Source organism: Tundrisphaera macrotermitis, from assembly GCF_051175315.1.
Classification (GTDB): Bacteria; Planctomycetota; Planctomycetia; order Isosphaerales; family Isosphaeraceae; genus Tundrisphaera.
Map to the genome: position 1 here is coordinate 4,162,022 of NZ_CP195100.1, position 16,528 is coordinate 4,178,549.

Here is a 16,528-nt window from a genome sequence, read left to right on the forward strand (position 1 = left end):
GGCTGGACGAAGCCTTCGATCGCCCCGGTCCCCATCTTGATGACAGCGCCGCTGGGTGGCTGTGGTTGGCTTGCCAACCACGGCGCCAACGATCCCGGACTGATCGGTGATGACCCGTGGAGTCCGCAATCCGTGATCGGCCAGTTCGGTGGACGTCCCCGCATCGCAAGCCCGCCGGCGCCGTGGTTGGCAAGCCAACCACAGCCACCCAGATCGGGGAACATCCACCGGCCCAGGTTCGTCAGCGAGCCGTCTTGGTCAGGTTCTCGAACAGGTAGAGCCCGCTCTTGCCGGGGCAGACGAGGTCGAGGTCGCCATCGCCGTCGATGTCGATGGCGGTCATCTCCAGGCCGGTGCCGGCGGTGCCGGGGGCGAAGTCCTTCTGGGCGTCGCGCTTGCTGTGGTCGGCCGGGGCGTCCTTGGCGGGCTGGCCTTCGAAGATGACGTGCTTGGCCCACGCCTTGGTCGCGGGGTCGAAGCCGTACCAGGCGATCACGGAGGCGTCGGTGTCGCCGGCCTCCTTCTCGTGGGCGTAGACCCGCTTGCCGGTGAGGAGTTCGTGGGCCTTGCCGTCGCCGTCGAGGTCGGCCCAGAGCAGGGTGTGGACCGAGGCGATCTTGCGGTCGATCTCGGCCTTGGTCCAGTTCGCCTTGCCGCCGTCGCCCTTGCCCTGCTTGAGCCAGAACAGGCCGTAGTCGTGGCCCATGCCGTAGACGACGTCGGACAGGCCGTCGCCGTCGACGTCGCGGGCCAGGATCTGGATGCCGGCCGCGCCGAGGTTCCAGTCGGGGTGCCAGGCCCAGGTGCCGGCCTTGGGATCGGCGGGGGCCTCGAACCAGCCCTTGCCGGTGAGCAGGTCGACCCGGCCGTCGCCGTTGACGTCGCCGGTGCCCACGCCGTGGGTGGCCGCCGCCTTGCCCAGGTCATGCTTGTTCCACTTGGGCTCGCCGCTCGGCTCCAGGTGGTACCAGGTCACCACGCCCACCGTGTTGGGCAGGACGTCCATGCGGCCGTCGCCGTCGAGGTCGACCAGCACGGCGGCCTCGCTCTGGCCCGGCAGGTCGATCTCGTGATAGGCCCAGGGGGCGCCCTTCTTGCCGGGGTTCTGGACCCAGCCGACGTTCTTGCCGAAGTACGAGACGGTGACGAAGTCCATCTTGCCGTCGGCGTTGACGTCCATCGGCAGGTTGGCGAAGTCGTTCATGTAGGTGCTCTGCTGGGTCACCTTGCGGGTCGGCTGGCGGGTCCAGTCCGGGGCGTTGTACCAGGTGTCGCCCGACACGATGTCCAGCCGGCCGTCGCCGTCGAAGTCGGCCACGCCGGCCGCCTCGAAGATGCTCTTGGGGTTGATGTCGTGCTTCTTCCAGCGGATCTCTTCGCCGAGGGCCGGGGCGGATCCGACCAGCAGGGCGGAGGCCAGGGCGAGCCAGGTTCGGGTCGAGAGCATCGGTGCGGAGCCTCCTGGGGAGAGGAAGGGGGCCAATCGTTTGGTGAGATCGATCGGCGTTCGAGCGTTCTCTCCCGTAGGGTGGGCACCGCCCACCAGCCCCTGTCGCTCGTCGGAGGGAGGTGGGCAATGCCCACCCTACGAGAGGCAATCGTCGCTGCGGTACGTGGGTCAATCGTCGTCATCATCGGGGTCGTCGGGGTCCTCGGCGTGGAGTTCCCAGCCGATCGCTGCGACGGCCGCCTCCAGGGCCGAGAGGGTCGGCCCGGGGTCGAGGCTGTGCAGTTCGAAGTTGATCGCGGCCACCTTGCCGGCCTCGATGACCGCGTAGCCCCGGAGGCGGCGGGTCGGCGTCTCGACCCAGTTCACGTCCGGGGACTCGCGGGTCAGGGTGGTCGGGCCGCATGCCTCGGTGAGGCATGCGACCCAGGCGTTGATGTCGACCGGGGGGGACTGCCAGTCGGGCAGGGCGAGGTATTCGACCATCGGTCAGACCGCCGGGAGGGTCCAGGGGGATCGGGCTTCGGGGCCGGCCAGGATGCGGTTGGCCTCCTCGTTGTTGGTCACGCGTTCGGCCTCGCGGTCCCACTTGAGGGTGGACCCGGTGCGGAGGGCGGCGTTGCCCAGGTGGCCGACCGTGGCCAGGCGATGGCCGTATTCGAAGTGGCAATCGCACTGGGCCCGGGTCTTGATGGCGTCGAGCCACTGGCGATGGTGGCCGGGCGATCGGGGCAGGGTGGGGGAGGGCAGCTCGATCTTGCGGCCGTCCTCGGCGAAGACCTGGAACGTGCCGTAGGTGGCGAACAGGGTGGCGTCGCGGCCCTGGAACTCGATCCCCTGCTTCTTCCCCTCGAACCCGTGCGAGCTGGCGTCGGTCTGGGTCCAGACCAGGTCGAACCCCTTGGCGTAGTGGAACAGGACTTCCAGGGTGTCGGGGGTCTCGGTGTTGTCCTCGATCGCGTACTTGCCGCCCATCGCGGCGATGGTCTCGGGGGCGTCCACCTGCATGCCCCAGTGGACGAGGTCGACGAGGTGGCAGACGAAGTCGCCCAGGACCCCTCCGCCGTAGTCCCAGAAGTAGCGCCAGGTGAAGTGGGAGCGGTTGGGGTTGTATGCCCGCTTCGGGGCCGAGCCGAGCCAGAAGTCATAGTCGAACCCGCTGGGCGGCGGCCCATCCGGGGGGTTGCCGATGCCGGGCTTGTCGGCGTTCATCCAGACGCGGGTCTTGGTGATCTTGCCCAGGACGCCCGACTGGACGATCTCGGCCACCCGGTGGAAGTTCTCGGTGGCGTGGATCAGGTTGCCCATCTGGGTGACGCGCTTGTTCTTCTCGGCGGCGGTCACCATCGCCCGGCCTTCGTGGACCAGGTGCGACAGCGGCTTTTCGCAGTAGACGTCCTTGCCGGCCTGGCAGGCGAGGATCGACGGGATGGCGTGCCAGTGGTCGGGCGTGGCCACCACCACGGCGTCGATGTCCTTGCGGTCCAGGACGCGGCGGAAGTCGCCGTAGGTGTCCGGCTTGCCGCCGGCCGCCTCCTTGGCCCGCAGGACGTGGGCCTCGTCGAGGTCGCAGACCGCCGCGACCTCGACGTCGGGCATCTTCTTGAAGATGTTCAGCAGGCCGGAGCCCATCCCGCCCACGCCGATGAACCCCAGCACGATCTTGTCGTTGGCACCGGCGGCCTTCTCGGCCTTGGGCTGATCCTGCCCGAGGGCCGTCGCCGAGGCCACCGCCCCGACCGCCAGGGCCGATGAAGAGTCCGCCAGGAAGCGGCGTCGCGTGGTCGGTCCGGTCATGGATTCGCGTCCTCGTGTCCGGTGAGCAAGGATCATCGGCGAGCCGGGCCCGCCGGCCTGACCCCTAGAGTAATGCCCCGACCGCCGATCACAAGCGACCACCGCCCGATTGCTCGATCCCACCGGTGGGATTGGCGGGGCTGGCCGGATACCCTGGGCGGATCGCCGCCCCCCCTTCGCCTTCCCGGAGGATCCCGACCATGCCCGCCCGCGCCCGCGGCCTCGCCCTCTTGCTGGCCCCGATCCTGTTGGCGATCGCATCCGCCCCGGCCCCGCCGGAAACCCCATCGGCGCTCGCCTCCGACCCGTCGGGCTGGATCGACCTGCTGGCCGATGCCGGGCCCGACCTGAAAGGCTGGACCCGCTGCCCCTGGCCGGGCGGCCAGGCGCTGGCGGCCGAGTCTCCGTGGTCGTTCGACCCCGCCACCGGCCTGCTCACCTGCCGGGGCGACGCCGCCGGGCACGAGTGGCTGAGGCTCGACCGCGAGATCGGCGACGCGATCTTCCACGTCGAATGGGCCTACGTCCCGTCGCCGTCGGTCAAGCCGGGCCGGTACAACTCCGGCATCTACGTCCGCAACTCCGCCGATGCGAACTTCTGGCACCAGGCCCAGGCCGGCGACGGCTCGGGAGGCTACCTGTTCGGCGACTCCCCGGTGGGCGGGAAGCGGACTCGGGTCAACCTGTCGAAGGAGATGCTCGACAAGAGGGTCCGCCCGGCCGGCGAGTGGAACACCTTCGAGGTCACCTGCCGGGGCGGCGACCTCACCCTCTGGACCAACGGGGCCGCGACCAGCCGGTGGATGGGGTGCGAGGTCCCGCGCGGCCACGTCGGCCTGGAGGCCGAGGGCTACCGGATCACGTTCCGCAACCTGAAGCTCAAGCCGATCGGCCCGGGCTGAGGCCGGTCAGAGTAGGGACCGCAGGGGGGCGACCTCGGGCATGTCGCCCAGGCTGTCGAGGATCCGGGCGGCCCGCGCGGCCACGACCGGGCGGGCGACCCCGTCGCGGGCCTGGCGGCGGATCTCGCCGGCCAGCCAGCGGGCGAGGTCGCGGTCGAGGTCGCGGAGCGGGTCGCCCCGGAGGTGCTGGGTGAGCGCATCGCGGTGGTCGACGGCCGCCTCCACATCGCCCCGAATCCGGGCCTCCTCCAAACGGTCGCGGAGGTCGTCGGCGGCGCGGCGATGGGCGCCGTCGAGCGCCGCCAGAAGGGCGGCGGCCTCCGGCCCGGGATGGTCGCGGACGAAGGCGCCGACCAGGCGATCGGCCTGCCCCCAGCGGCCCGAATCGATGGCCCGCCGGGCGGCGTCGGCGGCCTGGGCCTTCGGGTCGGGCCGGGTCGCGGCGGGAGGGGCCGGGGGCGGCGTGGCCTTCTCCAGCGCCAGGGCGATCCGATTCAGGGCGGGGACGGCGTGGAGTTCCAGGAGTTCGGCGGTCCGGGCCGACGCCTCGGCCTGGTCGGCGAAGACGTCGAGCAGTTCGGCCGATGTCGACAGCAGCTTGCCCGCGACCCAGCCCGCCAGGGCGAACCCACCCAGCCAGGTCAGGGCCACCACGCCCATGATCCGCCGCTCGGCCCAGGTGAACTGGGCATCGGACAGGAGCGACCGCCCCTGGTCCAGGCACATCGAGACGCCCGCCGAGAACAGGCCAAACCGCACCCACCACGCCGCCCGGGCGAGCGATCGCCGGGCGTCGCGGAGGGAGTCGTAGCGGGACAGGGCGGGGCGGATCATCGCGGGTCAGTCTCCGTCGGCGATCCAGGCGGCGATCTCCTCGGCGGGCGCGTCCTCGCAGTCGAGCCGGAACCGGCCCGACGCATCGGCCAGGGCATACGCCCGCTCCGGCCACGCCGCCCCGAACGCCTTGCCCGCGCCGGTGATCCGCAACGGTGCCGGCGCCGCCAGGGCCGCGGCCGCCTTCAGCCCGCCGAACTGGAGCACCCCCGGCAGGTCGAGCCCCGGCGGAACCGAAGCCGAGCCGTCGCCGTAGTCGAACCCGTCCAGGTCCACCGCCGTCCGGCCCAGCATCCCGAGCAGCGGGCGGGCCAGCAGGGCGAGCGGGCCGTCCTCGCCGCCGGCGACGAGGTTGACCTCGCGGACGTCGGGCAGGGATCGCGCCCAGGCCACCACGGTCGCCAGGTCCTGCATCCGGTCGCCGGCCAAGGACGGGTTGTAGGTCGTCAGGTACTTCACGGCGGGCCGGCCCTCGGCCGGATCCATCGGGTCGCGGGACTCGCCGATCTGGAACGGGTCGTACCCGACCACGATCTGCCCCCGGTCGAGCAGGGCCCGGACCTGGGGCGAGAACCGCCCGTCCGCCCCGATCAACCCCGCCTTGCCCCGCCCGGTGGCCACGACCGTGACCCGGCCATCGGCGCGGGGCGGGGTGATCCGCACGACGGGGATCCGCTCGCCGGTCGCCGCGCGGCCCACCGTGGAGTGGAGGATCGCCGCGCCGTCGCGTTCGGCCCGCCGGACCTCCCGGATCGCGATGTCGCGGGGGGCGGGCGGCTCGATCCCGACCCGGACGCGGTGCGCGGTCGCCAGCACGGCGCGGGCCCCCTCCCAGAGGGTCGGGTCCGCCCCCGGGGCGAGCCGGTCGAGCTGCCCGCCGAGGACGCCGATCAGGGCGGCCTCCAGTTGCTCCGGCGTTTTGGCGTCGGCCGGATAGGGGTGGTCCTTGCCGTCGTAGGCGTACAGGTCCTCGGGCTTCTCGACCCGGGGTTCCTTTTCGAGCGTCGACGCCGGGTCGGTGATCCCCAGGAGCCATCGGCCCATGAACGGATAGACGGCGTTGCGGCTGGTCTGGTTGTAGTTGTGCGGGAAGTCGAACACGTCGGCCGAGACGCGGTCGGTGGCGCCGGTCAGGGCGTAAATCATCTGGAGGTTCGGATAGGCGATCGTCATGGTCCGCGCGGTCCAGTCGCCGGTGGCACCCACCAGCTTCATCGGCCGGGGAGCGGCCAGGGCGGCGATCTCGACGTTGTCCGTCCCGATGCGGAGTCCGGCGGCGTTCTCGCAGGTGCACCCACCCTGAAACGCCTCGGAGACCATCACCACCGGCGCCGCGACCTTGACCCGGTCGTCGAGCGCGGTCAACAGGAAGGTTTGCGTCCCGCCGCCCGACTCCCCGGTGACGCCCACCTTGGCGGGATCGACGTCGGGCCGGGTCGAGACCCAGTCCAGGGCCCGGATGCTGTTCCAGGTCTGGAGGGTGGCCAGGCTCAGCCCCCAGCGGGCCAGGCGATCGTCGAGGAAGGCGTGGCCGAACGGCTTGCTGTCGGCGTAGCCCACCATGTCGTACAGGAAGACCACCGCGCCGAGCTTCGCCCAGTGGGCGCATCGGGCCTGGGTGTCATCGTTGACCCGTCCGGCCTCGGCGTGGCCGTGCGGGCTGAGGATCACCGGGTGGCGCTTGCCGGCGGGCCCGCCGGTGGGCCGGAACAGGTTGCCTGCCAGGTAGAAGCCGGGCAACGTTTCCAGCACGACCTTGTCGATGGCATACCCCTCGCGCTCGATCGTGCCGTAAACCTTCGGGTGGAGGTCGGTCTTCGGCAGCATCGGCCAGAGTCCGAGCGCGACACGCAACCGCTCGCGGACCGCGCGGGCCCGGTCGTGCCAGGCGGAGGCGGTCGCGGGCGGGCGGAAGTCCGCCCCTTCCTCGTTGGTCCGGGCCGTCGTCCGACGCGGGTCGTCCGGGGGCGTCGCCTTCTTCACGTCGCCCCGGGCGATGTCGAGCGTCGCGGCCGGGCTCGCCGCCGGGTCGGTGGACAGCCACAGGAGGGCGGGGACGGGATGCCCGCCCCGGTCGTCCGCCGCCACGACGATCCTGGCCGGGGCGTCGGCGGCCAGCGCGACCTTGCCGACCTTCTTCCACGACGCCGCGGGCTTTTCAGGCCGCACGGCCGGCGCCAGCGTGATCGTCGGGCCGTCGGCCGCGACCGACCAGGCGACCGAGGCGGGAGTCCACGCCCACGCCGTGTACTCGCCGGTCGCCGGCACGGCGAAGCCGCCCGCCAGCCCGGGGAGGTCGCTGGCCGTGAACAGCAGGGCATCGGCGGCCGGGGCGGATGTGGATGCGATCAGTACGGCGACCGTCGCCAGCAGGGGGAGCCGCGGCATGGTGGGCGAGCCTCGGGGAAGGGGTCGGCGATCCGGCGATCGGCGGCGTGGAGCCTTGCCGGTCATCGGGTTGAGATGTTAAGACTGGTGGGCCGGGAACGCGAGCGAAAACCGGGCGACTTCTCCCCGCCCTCGGCCCGATCGCCCCGTCCTCCTGCCCCGCGCGACCTCTCCTCGCGACCCGGGCCGCCCCCGACCCGAACCACCATCCGAACCGACCCGCCGGGAGCCTTCCCCCATGATGGGCCTTGTCCGATCCGCGACCCGGATGCGGTCCGTGGCGCTGTTGCTCGCCACGGGCGCGACCGTCTGGTCCGTCGTCCCCCTCCGCTCGGCCGACCTCCGGCCCGATTACCAGCCGGCGGCCTATGCGATCCGGGGCGCCAGGGTGGTGCCGGTCGCGGGCGAGCCGATCGACAACGGGACCGTGGTGGTCCGCGACGGCGTGATCGCCGCCGTCGGCCCGGCCGACAAGGTCGAGGTCCCGTTCGACGCCGAGGTGATCGAGGGGAAGGGGCTGGTCGTCTACCCCGGCTTCCTCGACCTCTACACCACCTCCGCCACAGCCCCCGGTTCGAGCCGGTCCCAGACCGGCGCCGGGCGTGACGTGAACTACAGCAACTTCGCCCTGCCCCGGACCCCGGCCGACAACCGCAACGGGATCACCCCCGAGTTCGAGGTCGCCGCGACCCTCGACCCGTCCGCCGGGGCCGAGGAGCACCGCCGCCTGGGCTTCACCGACGTGCTGGTCGCCCCCGGTGGCGCCATCGCCACCGGGCAGAGCGCCCTGGTCTCGGCCGGCGGCCTGCCCCGCCGCGAGTCGGTGGTCAAGACGCCGGTCGCCCTCCACATCGCCCTGCGGAGCCCGGGTGGCTCGTCGTCCGGCGAGGATCATGGACACTCCCACTCGCACGAGGATGAGGCCGGCCTCGTCGACCCGGCCGACCTCGTCGGCCCGACGCCCGGGCCGACCCAGGCGCCCGTCGTCGCCACCCCGTCGCTGAACCCGGTCGCCCCGCCCGCCACCCCGCCGGCCGGCCGCCGATCCGGGGGGGGCCAGGCCCAGTATCCGACCTCGCTGATGGGCGTGGTCGCCCACCTCCGCCAGGCGATGCTCGACGCCGAGAACCACCACGAACGCCTCGCCTACTACGACCAGAAGGGCGGCCCCCGCCCGCCCCTCGACCCGGCCCTGGACGCCCTCTATTCCGCCCTCGCTCGCGACCTGATGGTCTGGTGGGAGGCCAACTCGCGCGACGACATCCACCGGGCGCTCGACCTGGCCGATGAGTTCAACACCCACGCCGTGATCGTCGGGGGGCGCGACGCCGGCAAGGCGGTCGCCCGGCTCCGGGCCGAGAACGTGCCGGTCGTCCTCCGGATCGATTTCCCCGAGGAGCCCAAGGTCCCCAGCGAGGCCGACTATCGCAAGAAGCCGATCGAGGAACGCGACGAGCCGCTCAAGGTCCTGGCCGAGAAGGCGAGCAACTGGAAGGAGCGGGTCGCGGTCGCCAGGACCCTGGCCGATGCCAGCGTCCCGTTTGCCTTCACGACCGATGGCCTCGCCCGGGCCGACACCTTCCACGCCCAGCTCCGCAAGGTGATCGCCGCCGGCCTTTCGCGCGAGGCGGCCGTCGATGCCCTGACCCGCAGAGCCGCCGAGATCGCTGGCGTGGGCCATAAGCTCGGCACCATCGAGCCCGGCAAGCTCGGCCACCTCGTCGTCATGACCGCCCAGGTCGGCGACGAGGACGCCAAGGTCCGCTACGTCCTGGTCGACGGCCAGAAGTTCGACCTCGACCGCAACGGCGCCTCGGCCAAGAAGGGCATCGCCAGGAAGGAAAGCGATGCCTCCCCCAAGGGCCGGCGTCGCGGCGACGTGGCCAGGCCCATCAAGGACGAGGACGAGAAGGCCGACGAGCCCAGGAAGGAAGAGGTCGTCAAGAAGGACGACGAAGCCAAGGAGGAGCCCAAGAAGGAAGTCGCCGGGGTCCAGCCCGACGGCGCCCAGGCCCCGCCCAAGACGCAGGAAGACCAGCCCGGCCGGCTGCCGTTCGCGGACATCGCCGCCGAGTTCGACGCCGACCGCCGCCCGGCGATCAAGACCGGGGGCACGGCGTTGATCAAGGACGCCACGATCCTGACCGTGACCCGGGGCACGATCCCCCGCGGGTCGATCCTGATCCGCGACGGCAAGATCGCCGAGGTCGGCCCCAACGTCGTCGCCCCCGAGGGCGTGGCGGTGATCGACGCCTCGGGGCTGGTCGCCATGCCGGGGATCATCGACACCCACTCGCACCAGGCGATTCAGGGGGGCGTCAATGAGATGAGCCTGTCGATCGTCCCCGAGGTCCGCGTCAAGGACGTGGTCACCGGCGACGACGCCGGGATCTATCGCGCCCTGGCCGGCGGCACCACGGCCGCCCGCCTGCTGCACGGATCGGCCAACACGATCGGCGGCCAGGACGCCGTGATCAAGCACAAGCCCGGCCAGGCCGGCCGCGACCTGATCCTCCAGGGCAACCCCCAGGGGGTCAAGTTCGCCCTGGGCGAGAACGTGACCCGTCGCACCGGCCGGTTCCCCAACACCCGCATGGGCGTCGAGGCCACCATCGAGCGGGCCTTCGAAGAAGGCCGGGCCTACTCGGCGATGATCAAGGCGTATGAGGCCGCGAAGGCCCGGGGCGAGGACCCCGGCCCCCCGCCGCGTCGCGACCTGCGGCTGGAGGCCCTGGGGCGCATCGTCGAGGGTTCGATCAAGATCCACAGCCACTGCTATCGCAGCGACGAAATCCTGATGCTGCTCCGGGTCGCCACCCGGTTCGGCGTGCGGGTCCAGTCGCTCCAGCACGTCCTGGAAGGGTACAAGGTCGCCGCCGAGATCACCGCCCACGGCGCCAGCAACTCGACCTTCTCCGACTGGTGGGCCTACAAGGTCGAGGCGTTCGACGCCATCCCCTTCAACGCCGCCCTGCTGGCCGAGGCCGGGGCCCAGGTCTGCATCAAGAGCGACAGCGAGGAATTGATCCGGCACCTCTACCTGGAGGCCGCCAAGATGGTCAAGTACGGCGGGGTGTCCGAGGAGGCGGCCCTGGCCATGATCACCATCAACCCGGCCCGCCAGCTCGGCCTCGACCGCCGGCTGGGCTCGATCGAGGTGGGCAAGGACGCCGACATCGCCCTGTTCAACGCCCACCCGTTCGACGGCTTCGCCCGCTGCGAGATGGCCCTGATCGATGGCGAGGTCTGGTTCCAGCGCCAGAAGGACGGCAAGCCCGAGGCCCGTCCCGGCGACCACACCGCCATGCCCGCCGCGGCCGTCGCCGATGCGAAGGCCAAGGCGCTCGACCTCGCCCTGAACGCCGGCGGCTCCTACGGGATCACCGGGGCCAATCTCCACCCGGTTTCCGGCCCCGACATCTCGCGCGGGACGATTGTGATCAGCGGCGGCAAGATCGCCGCGATCGGCGGCCCGGAGACCCCGGTGCCGGCCGGGGCCAAGGTGGTGGACGCCGCCGGCCTGGACATCTGGCCGGGGATGCTCGACGCCGGCTCGACGCTGGGCCTGTTCGAGGTCGGCAGCCTGCCCGAGACCCAGGACTCGTCCGACTCGGCCGAGTTCCAGCCCGAGTTGCGGTCGAGCATCGCCCTCCACCCGGACAGCGAATTGATCCCGGTGTCGCGGGCCAACGGCGTCCTGTCGTCGTTCGCCCAGCCCGGCGGGGGGGTGATCTCCGGCCAGGGCTGCGTGATCGGCCTCGACGGCTGGGTGCCGACCGAGATGCTCCTGCTGGATAAGGCCGCCCTGCTGGTCACCGTCCCCCGATCCCCCCGCGCCCGGACGATTGGCGCCGCCCCCGCCGAGGGGACCGAGGCGGCCAACCGCCAGAAGCAGGAGCGGATGGAGGCGATCCGCGAGCAGTTCCGCCGCGCTTTGGCCTACGACAAGGTCGTCGCCACGGCCCGCGACCGCCACGCCACGCCCCCCACGCCCGACCCCCGGCTGGCGGCCCTGGCCCCCTACGCCAAGGGGGAGAAGCCGGTCATGTTCCGCGCCGAGGGCAGGGCGGAGATCCTCGACGCCCTCAAGCTGGCGTCCGAGTTGAAGCTGCGGGCGATCATCACCGGGGGCGGCGACGCCTGGAAGGTGGCCGACGCCCTCAAGGCGGCCAAGGTCCCGGTGCTGATCAACGGCACCCTCCGCGTCCCGGACTCGGCGACCGACCCCTATGACGCCTATTACGCCAACCCGGCCCGGCTCCACGAGGCGGGCGTGGCGTTCGCCATCAAGTCGGGCTCGGGCGGGTCGGACTCGGCCACGGCCCCGCGCAACCTCCCCTACGAGGCGGCGACCGCCGTCGCCTACGGCCTGCCCGAGGCCGTCGCCCTCCGCTCGGTGACCCTCAGCCCGGCCGAGATCCTCGGCGTCGCCGACAAGGTCGGCTCGCTCGACGTCGGCAAGCGGGCCGACCTGGTCATCACGGCCGGCCACCTGCTCCAGCCGACCACCGAGGTCAAGGGCCTGTTCATCGCGGGCAAGCCCGTCCCCCCGGAGAGCCGCCACACGAAGCTCTACAGCAAGTACCGCGGCCGCCTCGCCGAGGTCCGCGCCGGCTCCGCCCCGCTGGGCCTCGACCCCGACCCCTCCAGCCCGGCCCCCTCCATCTCCCCGGCCCCGACCCCGCCGGCCAACCCGGCCGCCTCGTCGGATCGCCGCTGAGGTAGGATTCAGAAGCATCGACAAAACCAGGCCCCCGGCCCATCGCATCGGCGGTGATCCGGGGGCCATTCCTTTCGCTGCGATCTCACTTCGTGATGCTCCGAACGACTCCGTGCCGGCCCCGACAGACCGCCGGACGGCGGCGGCGGAAAATAGCGGCTCCCCCGCGACGAATCGCTTGTGACTCTCATGCCGGTCACCGAATCTCGATCAATCTTGGAGTGGGCTCGAATCATGGACCATAATTTCGTCACCACCACGTTCGAGCTTCCAGGCGTCCGCGTGGCAAAGTCTCTCGGCGTCGTCCGAGGGATCATCGTCCGATCGCGCAGCGTCGTGGGTAACGCTTTCGCGGCCTTTCAGACGGTCTTCGGCGGCAATATCTCGATCTACACGTCGCTGTGCGAACGTGCCCGATCAGACGCCTATGAGCTGATGATCCGTCACGCCGAAGAGCAAGGCGCGAACGCCATACTCGGTGTCCGCTATGACGCCAATGAGATCGCCCCGGGCGTCACCGAAGTTCTCTGCTACGGAACGGCCGTCCATGTCGTCCCCGGCTCACGCGAGTAAGCACGAGATCTGGATCGCCGTCGCCATACTGTGGACCGTGACAATCTCTCCAGTCATGAGCATTACATTCGATTGAACCGGGATACGACACCGGCGACGCATTCGGGATGCTCAGCAACGTCGACCGGGCGTCTCCGCGAACGGATTGCCGACGATCTCGCGGAGAAGCGGTGCGGAAAGGAAAAGGCGATAACGCTCGATCGATTCTTTGGGCTTGATGCCGAAATAGACCATCGTAGAATCTGCGAAGTAGGCGGCGTGCCCCAACAAAGCCCGCGGGGAAAGGTCGTCCTCGGGACCGGGTGAGCAGAGCATCGCGTTCAACTCGTCTTTGGGTATCTGCGACACTTCATCGGCCCACCGCAATACCTCTTCGGACTCGGGTTCGAAGTGGAATCTCAGGGCTTCGCCCTCGGCAAGCCAGTCAGCCTTCCAGAGTTCCTCTCGCGTGGCCATCCCATCCAGGAAGCGTTCCGCGATCTCGACGCCAGACCGCGTCCCCTCGCAAGGCAAGAGCTTCCAAATCCTTCGGCAGCAGGCCAGGAGATAGCGGTGCAATAGCCGGTCCAGGGCGGTCTCATCACCGACCCATTCCTGCCGGAACCATCTCAACATCAGCGGTGCGTCGTCGGATCGAAGCCATTCATCCTCGGTCATGCTCACGACCGGGCGTGCCGGGTCTCTCACTCCCCAGCAGTCGAACAGGTCGTAATATGCGACGCGTTCTTTGTGGACGAGGGCGACGCTGCTAACGGGACCATTTCCCCAACGTTCCCAGGCGGCCATAGTTTCGAGCTCGGCACGAAACTCCATCTGGTGTTCGGTGTTGTCGGCCCACTTCATCCAGCAGGGTATTTCAATCGCCAGTTCCCATGATCCGACCTTGAAGAGTATTTCAAGATCGTCCGGGTTCAGAACCGGTTGTTCGGTCGAATTCTTATGCCATAGCCCGATTGAAATGCCACATTCATCCTCTCCATGCCGGGTCACGGAACCGAAAGAACAGAGCAATGGACCCAGGTGAGGATGCTCCTCATATAATTTAAACATCAGGTCGAGGCCCATCCGAGGCGTGAGCGAGGCCAGGACGAGGCCGTTGTCGGCGAGCAACCGTTCGAATCGTTCCTTGGATGTCCCGGCCTTCATGCTCTCACTCCTGATCTTCGCTGAGGTTTACGCCAACACGTCATCGCCCAGCAGCGACAGGGCGAGTGCCAGCGAGTTGAGCCGGGTGCGGGCGTCGTCGGAGCGGGACATGAAGGCGACGGGGGCGGTGGTGCCGCGGAGGACGCCGCCGAAGAGGCAGTCGGCGGTGTACATGATCGCCTTGACCGTGAGGTTGGCCGAGAGGAGGTCGGGGAAGATCATGGCGTCGGCGAAGCCCACGACCTTGCCGTCGACGCGCTTGCTGGTTCCGGCCGAGGGGGAGTAGGCGAGGTCGAACGAGAGCGGGCCCTCGATGTCGGCGGCGGGGAACTCGCCCGAGGCGGCGCGGCGGGCGATCTCGGCGGACTCCACGGTGTCGGGCATGCCGGTGGAGACGGCCTCGGACGCGGCCATCAGGGCCACGCGGGGGCGGGGGTGGCCCAGGGCGTGGGCGACCTCGATCGCCTGATTCATGATCTCGATGCGGGAGGCGAGCTTGGGCCGGACGTTGACCCCGGTGTCGGCCAGGAGGAAACGGCGGGCATCGCGGAGCAACTCAATCAGCACGACCTGCGCGACCACCCGGCCCGAGCGAAGGCCGGCCTCGGGGTCGAGGATCACATCCATCAGGGCGGGCGTGGCGATCTTCCCCTTGGCCAGGACCCGGGCCCGGCCGGCGCGGACCTCGGCGACCGCCGCGCGGGCGATGTCCGGGGCCTCGGCATCGAGGAAGGTGAAGCCTTCGAGTGCGATGCCGGCTTCGGCGGCGATGCGGCGGGCCTCCGCCTCGGGGCCGACCAGGATCGGGGAAGCCCAGCCCCGATCGCAGGCGATCCGGTAGGCGTCCAGGAGGGTGCGGTCGGCCCCGCCGGCCACCGCCACGCCGACGGGGCCGGGTCGGAAGTCGGCCCGACCGTGGAGGATCTCGAAGCGGGGGAGGCTCATCGGGGCCGACCTCGGGGAAGGGCGGGGCGACGGGCGGGTCGCCCCGCGTCCGGGGCCGATTCGATCAGCGGGTCAGCGACTTGTAGCGGATACGGTGGGGCTGGTCGGCGTCCATCCCGAGCCGCTCCTTGCGCTGGTCTTCGTAGGTCTGGTAGTTGCCGTCGCACCAGACCACCTTGCTGTCCCCCTCGAAGGCGAGGATGTGGGTGGCGATCCGGTCGAGGAACCAGCGGTCGTGGCTGATGACCACGGCGCAGCCGCCGAAGTCGAGGATCGCCTCCTCCAGCGCCCGGAGCATGTCGATGTCCAGGTCGTTGGTCGGCTCGTCCAGCAGCAGGAGGTTGCCGCCGCTCTTGAGCAGCTTCGCCAGGTGGACCCGGTTCCGCTCCCCGCCCGACAGGTTGGCGACCTTCTTCTCCTGGTCCGGACCCTTGAAGTTGAAGGTGGCGACGTAGGCGCGGGCCGGGATCTTCCGCTTGCCGAGGATGATCTGGTCGAGCCCGCCGGAGATCTCCTGGAAGATCGTGTTGTCCGGGTTCAGGGCCTCGCGGCTCTGGTCCACGTAGGAGGGGACCACCGTGTCGCCGACGCGGAGCGTGCCGCCGTCGGGGGTCTCCTGCCCCATGATCATCCGGAACAGGGTCGTCTTCCCGGCGCCGTTGGGGCCGATGATGCCGATGATTCCGCCGGGCGGCAGGCGGAAGGTCATGTCCTCGACCAAGAGGCGGTCGCCGTAGCCTTTCTTGACGCCTTCGGCCTGGACGACGAGGTCGCCGAGGTGGGGACCGGCCGGGATCTGGAGGACGATCGCCTCGTCGCGACGCTCGGACTCCTGGCTGGCCATCTGCTCGTAGCGGGCCAGTCGGGCGCGGTTCTTGGCGACTCGGGCGCGGGGGGCCATGCGGACCCATTCCAGCTCGCGGGCCAGGGTCTTGCGGCGGTTGCTCTCCTGCTTCTCTTCCAGGGCCAGGCGGGCCTGCTTCTGCTCCAACCAGGAGGAGTAGTTGCCCTGCCAGGGGATGCCCTGGCCGCGGTCGAGTTCCAGGATCCAGCCGGCCACGTTGTCCAGGAAGTAGCGGTCGTGGGTGATGGCCACCACGGTCCCGCCGAACTCCTTGAGGTGGCGTTCCAGCCAGGCGACGGACTCGGCGTCGAGGTGGTTGGTCGGCTCGTCCAGGAGCAGGACGTCGGGCTTCTCCAGCAGGACCTTGCACAGGGCCACCCGGCGCTTCTCGCCGCCGGAGAGGGTCTCCACGGCGGCATCGCCGGGCGGGAGCCGCATGGCGTCCATGGCGATCTCGATGTCGCGGTCGAGGTCCCAGCCGCCCCCGGCGTCGATGGCGTCCTGGACCTTGCCCTGCTCGTCCAGGAGCTTGTCCATCGCGTCGGCGTCGAGCGGCTCGCCGAGCTTGGCGTTGATCTGGTCGAACCGGGTGAGCAGGGCGCGCATCGGGGCGACGCCCAGCTCGACGTTGCCGCGGACGTCCAGGGCGGGGTCGAGGACGGGCTCCTGCGGGACGTAGCCGATCCGCGTCCGGGGGGCCGGCTTGGCCACGCCGATGAAGTCCTTGTCCACGCCCGCCATGATCCGCAGCAGGGTGCTCTTGCCCGCGCCATTGCCGCCCAGGACGCCGATCTTGGCCCCGGGGTAGAACGACAGGTTGATGTCCTTGAGGACTTCGCGCTTGCCGTGGGCCTTGGACAGGTGTTCGATCTGGAAGATGTATTGCGGGGGCATGCTCGGACCTTGGGCTGAAGCGGTTGACCTCGGTTCAC

Annotated in this window: 11 protein-coding genes; 3 read left to right on the plus strand and 8 right to left on the minus strand. The window is 70.4% G+C overall.

Features of this window, described 5'->3' with window-relative positions; genetic code table 11:
• Positions 1 to 241: 241 nt before the first annotated feature.
• The 3 genes from TA3x_RS16805 to TA3x_RS16815 all read right to left on the minus strand — a co-directional run bounded on the left by TA3x_RS16805 (position 242) and on the right by TA3x_RS16815 (position 3,244).
• The gene (locus tag TA3x_RS16805) at positions 242 to 1,447 is read right to left on the minus strand and encodes an FG-GAP repeat domain-containing protein (RefSeq protein ID WP_435015808.1); all 1,206 of its coding nucleotides are present in this window, start codon (positions 1,445 to 1,447) and stop codon (positions 242 to 244) included.
• 171 nt (positions 1,448 to 1,618) lie between these two features.
• The gene (locus TA3x_RS16810; RefSeq protein WP_435015809.1) at positions 1,619 to 1,933 is read right to left on the minus strand and encodes a hypothetical protein; all 315 of its coding nucleotides are present in this window, start codon (positions 1,931 to 1,933) and stop codon (positions 1,619 to 1,621) included.
• Between the two features lie 3 nt (positions 1,934 to 1,936).
• A complete protein-coding gene (locus tag TA3x_RS16815) occupies positions 1,937 to 3,244 on the minus strand; it encodes a Gfo/Idh/MocA family protein (RefSeq protein ID WP_435015810.1) in 1,308 nt (435 codons plus the stop codon).
• A 200-nt stretch (positions 3,245 to 3,444) separates the two neighbouring features.
• Here TA3x_RS16815 and TA3x_RS16820 point away from each other — a divergent pair, with 200 nt between their 5' ends.
• On the plus strand, positions 3,445 to 4,146 hold the full coding sequence (locus TA3x_RS16820) for a 3-keto-disaccharide hydrolase (protein ID WP_435015811.1): 702 nt from the start codon (positions 3,445 to 3,447) through the stop codon (positions 4,144 to 4,146).
• A 6-nt stretch (positions 4,147 to 4,152) separates the two neighbouring features.
• Here TA3x_RS16820 and TA3x_RS16825 read toward each other — a convergent pair whose 3' ends face one another.
• Together TA3x_RS16825 and TA3x_RS16830 are read right to left on the minus strand one after the other, a co-directional pair.
• A complete protein-coding gene (locus TA3x_RS16825) occupies positions 4,153 to 4,980 on the minus strand; it encodes a hypothetical protein (protein ID WP_435015812.1) in 828 nt (275 codons plus the stop codon).
• A gap of 6 nt (positions 4,981 to 4,986) precedes the next feature.
• Positions 4,987 to 7,368, minus strand: a complete 2,382-nt coding sequence (locus TA3x_RS16830) for an alpha/beta hydrolase family protein (RefSeq protein ID WP_435015813.1) — start codon at positions 7,366 to 7,368, stop codon at positions 4,987 to 4,989.
• A 238-nt stretch (positions 7,369 to 7,606) separates the two neighbouring features.
• On the opposite strand from TA3x_RS16830, the gene TA3x_RS16835 reads away from it, so the two are divergent.
• Together TA3x_RS16835 and TA3x_RS16840 are read left to right on the plus strand one after the other, a co-directional pair.
• Complete coding sequence (locus TA3x_RS16835; RefSeq protein WP_435015814.1) at positions 7,607 to 12,088, plus strand: amidohydrolase family protein; 4,482 nt, start codon at positions 7,607 to 7,609, stop codon at positions 12,086 to 12,088.
• Positions 12,089 to 12,322: 234 nt separating this feature from the next.
• Positions 12,323 to 12,661: a YbjQ family protein gene (locus TA3x_RS16840; protein WP_435015815.1), complete on the plus strand. Its 339-nt coding sequence runs from the start codon at positions 12,323 to 12,325 to the stop codon at positions 12,659 to 12,661.
• Positions 12,662 to 12,772: 111 nt separating this feature from the next.
• Here TA3x_RS16840 and TA3x_RS16845 read toward each other — a convergent pair whose 3' ends face one another.
• The 3 genes from TA3x_RS16845 to ettA form a co-directional block, all read right to left on the minus strand.
• A complete protein-coding gene (locus TA3x_RS16845) occupies positions 12,773 to 13,807 on the minus strand; it encodes a hypothetical protein (RefSeq protein WP_435015816.1) in 1,035 nt (344 codons plus the stop codon).
• A gap of 27 nt (positions 13,808 to 13,834) precedes the next feature.
• Complete coding sequence (locus TA3x_RS16850; protein WP_435015817.1) at positions 13,835 to 14,752, minus strand: phosphate acyltransferase; 918 nt, start codon at positions 14,750 to 14,752, stop codon at positions 13,835 to 13,837.
• Between the two features lie 64 nt (positions 14,753 to 14,816).
• The gene (gene ettA, locus TA3x_RS16855) at positions 14,817 to 16,490 is read right to left on the minus strand and encodes an energy-dependent translational throttle protein EttA (protein ID WP_435015818.1); all 1,674 of its coding nucleotides are present in this window, start codon (positions 16,488 to 16,490) and stop codon (positions 14,817 to 14,819) included.
• Positions 16,491 to 16,528 lie beyond the last annotated feature (38 nt).